Source organism: Vibrio genomosp. F10 str. 9ZD137 (genome assembly GCF_049974785.1).
Taxonomy (GTDB): Bacteria; Pseudomonadota; Gammaproteobacteria; order Enterobacterales; family Vibrionaceae; genus Vibrio.
In genome coordinates this window covers 1-5,296 of sequence record NZ_JBNGCJ010000248.1, presented here as the reverse complement: position 1 = coordinate 5,296, position 5,296 = coordinate 1, and the positions used below count along the sequence as shown (strand labels likewise).

Here is a 5,296-nt window from a genome sequence, read left to right as displayed (position 1 = left end):
TGGCTGTTTTAGGTTGCTTGGTACTAAGAAAGTACTGCCAATCAACGCAATCAGTCCTAATATCGCAACAATCAGAAAAGTCGATTGCCAACCAAAGGTTTGACCGATGTAAGTACCGAGCGGCACACCTGTTACTAATGCCACGGTCAATCCGGTGAACATAATCGCAATCGCGCTGGCGGCTTTTTCTTTGGGTACAAGTCCTGTGGCAATCGTAGAGCCAATAGAGAAAAACACACCATGGGCTAAACCAGTTAAAATGCGAGCAACGACAAGGGTGTTGTAACCAGGTGCTTGCCATGCCAATAAATTACCTGCCACAAACAGTGACATAACAGTAATGAGTACGTGCTTACGGTTCCACTTTCCCGTTAGCGCAGTTAAAACAGGTGCGCCAATGGCAACACCTAATGCATAAAGGCTCACAAGTAGCCCTGCGGATGGCAGTGAGACATTTAAGTCAGAAGCCATAGTCGGGAGTAGCCCCACGATCACAAACTCCGTTGTTCCGATAGCAAAGGCGCTGAGCGTCAATGCGAGAAGTGCTAATGGCATATCGTTTACTCTCTTATATTAGGTTTTAGTACACTACAGCGAATGTGCTTATCCACGTGTCGCTGCCTCGTGATTTGATGAGAGGATTGTGTACGAAGATGATATTGTAAAAAACAGCTTGTTTAACAAATTATATTTGTTATAAATGCAATAATTCACATTGACCGTTGGAAACAGGAAAGAAAGCATGCGCACAAAATCGGACGATTTAGAAATTCTACTTACTGTCGTTGATACTGGCGGGTTTACGACGGCAGCAGATAATCTAGATATACAGGTGGCACGAGTATCACGAGCGGTGAGTAAGGTTGAAGGCCAACTTGGTGTAACGATATTAAACCGAACCACAAGACGGATCGAGTTAACCGATGAAGGGCGGCAATTTGTTGAGTCGGTGCGAATAGGCCTGATGCAATTACAACAAGCGGAAGAAGATATTATTTCCCGTGGGGAATTGCCCAAAGGCCGTTTACGTGTCGACGCGGCTAGTCCGTTTGTGTTTCATCAACTAGTGCCATTGGTGCAATCATTTAATCAAGCCTATCCCGATATTGAGTTGGAGCTGACCTCTAATGAAGGTTTTGTAGATTTACTAGAAAAGAAAACCGATATTGCTATTCGTATCGGTGCATTAAATGATTCAACCTTACACGCTAGATCTCTTGGCCGAAGTTTACTTCACATTGTTGCTTCACCTGATTATTTATCAAAGCGCGGCTTTCCAAGTAAGAGTAGTGATTTGGAACATCACGATACCATTGGCTTTTCAGCACCCAAAACACTCAATGAATGGCCTTTGAAAGGATTTTCAGGGCTTACTCCAACGCTGATCTCAAGTAACGGTGAAACGGTGAGACAGCTCGCGTTGATGGGAAATGGAATCGCCTGTCTATCGGGCTTTATGGTGAAAAAAGACATTGCGGAAGGAAGATTAATTGTGTTGTTAGAAGGTGAAAAAATCGGCAACTCAGGCAGAGAGCAAATCAATGCGGTTTACTACAAGTCTTCTTCTGTTGCCAAGCGGATTTCTGCTTTTATCGATTTTATTCAGCCGAAACTGGATCTGTAAATCGTGTACAGCGAGGTAACTTTGTACCCCGCTTAGGATATTTCTTCTGACATCTTGGACAAAGCAGTTACCTATAAAAGCCGATGAGACATCGACATCCAAAAAGATCATTGCTTGAGCATACTTAGACTATTGCATTTATAACAAATATAATTTGTCTTTGTTGCTATAAATGCTTGGTGATTCATTTGCTAGTATGCCCCTATCAAATGAAGAGGGCTCAACTATGTCACTATCACTGTTTCAACCATTCACACTGGGTGGTCTCACACTCAAAAACCGCATTGTCATGCCACCGATGACACGCTCCAGAGCAAGCCAACCTGGGGATGTTGCTAATGAAATGATGGCGACCTATTACGCTCAGAGAGCCAGTGCAGGTTTAATTGTCTCCGAAGGCACACAAATTTCACCAAATGCAAAAGGCTATGCGTGGACGCCTGGTATTTATACACCTGAGCAGATCGCAGGCTGGCGTAAAGTAACTCAAGCAGTGCATGCAGAAAATGGCGCAATTTTCGCTCAGCTCTGGCATGTGGGCAGAGTCACTCACACAGATAACATCGGTGGTGAGCAACCGATTTCTTCATCAGCGTTAAAAGCGGAAAACGTAAAAGTATTCGTTGATAATGGCAGTGATGAACCAGGTTTTGTTGATGTCGTGCAGCCTAGAGCAATGACAAAAGCAGATATTCAACAAGTCATCGCAGATTATCGTCAAGCGGCATTGAATGCGATTGAAGCCGGTTTTGATGGCATTGAACTGCATGCGGCGAATGGTTATTTGATCAACCAATTCATTGACTCCGAAGCTAACAACCGCAGTGATGAATACGGCGGTAGCCTGGAAAATCGTCTTCGTTTTCTTGATGAAGTCGTTGCAGCAATGGTGGACGCAATTGGCGCTAACCGCGTTGGTGTGCGCTTGGCACCTTTAACAACCTTAAATGGTACTGTTGATGCTAACCCTATCGAGACTTATACCGCTGCTGCTGCGTTACTCAATAAACATCATATCGTGTACCTACATATTGCTGAAGTCGATTGGGATGACGCCCCTGATACGCCAGTCTCTTTCAAACGTGCCTTACGTGAAGCTTATCAAGGTACTTTGATTTACGCAGGTCGTTATAATGCGGAAAAAGCAAAGCAAGCTATTGATGATGGACTGGCAGACATGATCGGCTTTGGTCGGCCTTTTGTGGCGAATCCCGATCTTCCTGAACGACTCCTTCACGGCTACCCGTTCGCAGAGCACGATCCAAACACCTTGTTTGGTGGCGGCGAAAAAGGGCTGATTGATTATCCAACGTATAAAGCTTAAGGGGGAGGTATGTTTAAGGTATTTAAAGGTCATGAACTTGAGACTAGAAACCGTATCGCTATGGCGCCGATGACTCGCTCGCGCACGTCTCAACCAGGTGATGTGCCAAACGAGATGATGGCAACCTACTACCGTCAGCGTGCCAGCTCTGGTTTGATTGTCACAGAAGGCGCTCCTGTCTCAGCGGTAGGTCGGGGCTACTCTATGACGCCAGGTATTTACACAGAAGAACACATTGAAGGCTGGAAGAAAGTGACTCAGGCTGTTCATGAGGAAGGGGGGAAGATATTTATCCAACTCTGGCATGTGGGGCGACGCAGTCATTCTGATATTTCAGGTTCACAACCTCTGGCACCATCAGCGATAAAAATTCCAGATCAGGTCTTCGGCCCATTACCTGAAGGCGGGTTTGGCATGGTGGAAACCCAGCAGCCAAAAGCAATGAGTGCAGATGAAATCCAAGCAACCATTGCCGACTTTGCTCAAGCTGCAAAAAATGCTGTTGAAGCAGGGTTTGATGGTGTTGAAGTTCATGCTGCGCATGGTTACTTGTTTGATACCTTTTTACGTTTAGAAAGCAACCAAAGAAGTGATCAATATGGTGGCAGCCAAGAGAATCGCATGCGCTTTTTGGTTGATACGTTGCAAGCACTTACCGACGAAATTGGTGGGGAAAGAGTTGCGGTTCGTCTGTCTCCTCATATCGGAGAGGGTTTTGCTGGGGATGATGTTGAAATTGTTCCGCTAACGTTAGCATTGCTGGAAAAACTACAGCTGATGAACCTTGCGTATGTGCATTTTTCAGAAAACATATCACGCTATGTAGAGGTGCCTGAAGAGTTTCGACAGCAAGTACGCCGAATATACTCTAATCCAATCATGGTTGCAGGAAAGTTGACCAAGCAATCAGCGCAACAGTTACTCGACAAGCAATATGCTGATTTCGTTGCCTTTGGTACTCCTTTTGTAACGAACCCTGATTTGGTCGCCCGATTTGCTCATGATTTACCATTGGCCGAGTTTGATGCCGATGCTAGGTTGACCTTGTATGGGGGTGGAGCCGAAGGCTACGTCGATTATCCAACTTATCAAGCCTAATACACCAGGTACCAAGGACGATAACTCTTTGGTGCCTGATCTTTTCATTAAGCGAGTGGAAGTGATATGGAACCCTATCGAATTTGGCAATATCAAACTGAGAAACACAGTCTTGTTTTAGGTAAGGCTGAAAGAGCAACTTTAGATGACAGCGAAATCTTAGTACAAAACAAAGCGATTGGTATTAACCCTGTGGATTGGAAATTTATTAAAGCCAATCCTTTAAATTGGCCGAATGGCCATGTTCCAGGTGTTGATGGTGCAGGCGTCGTTGTACAAGTAGGTTCTAAAGTTGATCCCAGTCTAATTGGCCGTCGAGTGGCATATCATGGTTCACTAAATCGCCATGGTAGCTTCGCTGAATATACTGTTTTGAACGTTGAGCGAGTGATGACACTACCTGAGAGCCTATCTTTTGAACTTGCCGCGGCACTGCCTTGTCCGATGCTAACTGCGTGGCAAGCATTTGAAAAAATTCCATTAACCCGACAAAGAGAAGTGCTTGTCGTTGGTTTTGGCGCGGTGAATAATTTGTTATCCCAGATCCTTGTCAGAGCGGGTTATATCGTTGATGTTGTCTCCGCGAGTCTGAGCGAAGAGCGAGCCAAAAGCTTAGGTATTCGCCAAGTTTATCGGGAGCAATCTCAAATCGACATGAAATACTTCGCCATTTTTGATGCGGTGAGTGGGGAAAATGCCGCCCATTTAGTGCCGCTGTTAAGAGCGAATGGACATATTGTCTGCATTCAAGATCGTATTGCTAAACCCATTGACCCTCCATTTACGCGCACTATTTCTTACCACGAAATAGCCCTTGGAGCGTTACATAATTTTGGTGATAAAGATGATTGGCATACATTAATGCAAAATGGTGAAGCGCTGCTTGAGCGTATTGAAAATGGGAGTGTTGAAGTTAGTATTCCTGTCACTTTTAAATTCGAGCAGATGCTTGATGCGTTGAAACACAGTGAAACCACAAAACGAAAAACCGTGATTACATTGAGTTAGACTGCGCAATTTATCCTTTTGCTGGGAGTCACATAGCGCTTACTTCCTACACTTTGCTTGGATAGTTGTTCTAATTGCTGATATTGAGTAAGACTCATCTTTGCAACGTCGTTTAAAATTGTGGTCTAAATAATTTTGACCACACTCTTACTAGCAGATGCGATACTAATAGCAATCTAACCAACGAAGAATTCGTGATTGCTCAACAGTCGGTAGAACTACTGTAATTTACTTTAAAAACA

Annotated in this window: 5 protein-coding genes; 4 read left to right on the top strand and 1 reads right to left on the bottom strand. The window is 44.5% G+C overall.

The window, feature by feature from the left end:
• Positions 1-555 (bottom strand): MFS transporter (locus tag ACP45E_RS03990; protein ID WP_141707215.1); only part of this gene is annotated, 555 nt, incomplete at its 3' end.
• A gap of 187 nt (positions 556-742) precedes the next feature.
• Between ACP45E_RS03990 and ACP45E_RS03985 the strand changes: the two genes are divergently transcribed.
• The 4 genes from ACP45E_RS03985 to ACP45E_RS03970 all read left to right on the top strand — a co-directional run bounded on the left by ACP45E_RS03985 (position 743) and on the right by ACP45E_RS03970 (position 5,054).
• Positions 743-1,624, top strand: a complete 882-nt coding sequence (locus ACP45E_RS03985) for a LysR family transcriptional regulator (protein WP_017037458.1) — start codon at positions 743-745, stop codon at positions 1,622-1,624.
• 226 nt (positions 1,625-1,850) lie between these two features.
• Positions 1,851-2,948, top strand: coding sequence for an alkene reductase (locus ACP45E_RS03980; RefSeq protein ID WP_026026542.1), 1,098 nt, complete (start codon positions 1,851-1,853; stop codon positions 2,946-2,948).
• A 9-nt stretch (positions 2,949-2,957) separates the two neighbouring features.
• A complete protein-coding gene (locus ACP45E_RS03975; protein WP_017037456.1) occupies positions 2,958-4,046 on the top strand; it encodes an alkene reductase in 1,089 nt (362 codons plus the stop codon).
• Between the two features lie 66 nt (positions 4,047-4,112).
• Positions 4,113-5,054, top strand: coding sequence for a zinc-binding dehydrogenase (locus ACP45E_RS03970; protein ID WP_017037455.1), 942 nt, complete (start codon positions 4,113-4,115; stop codon positions 5,052-5,054).
• Positions 5,055-5,296 lie beyond the last annotated feature (242 nt).

What these genes read in the sequence shown, in the direction of transcription:
- ACP45E_RS03985 (WP_017037458.1), top strand. Translation starts at nt 743, where the DNA reads ATGCGCACAAAATCGGACGATTTAGAAATTCTACTTACTGTCGTTGAT.
- ACP45E_RS03980 (WP_026026542.1), top strand. Translation starts at nt 1,851, where the DNA reads ATGTCACTATCACTGTTTCAACCATTCACACTGGGTGGTCTCACACTC.
- ACP45E_RS03975 (WP_017037456.1), top strand. Translation starts at nt 2,958, where the DNA reads ATGTTTAAGGTATTTAAAGGTCATGAACTTGAGACTAGAAACCGTATC.
- ACP45E_RS03970 (WP_017037455.1), top strand. Translation starts at nt 4,113, where the DNA reads ATGGAACCCTATCGAATTTGGCAATATCAAACTGAGAAACACAGTCTT.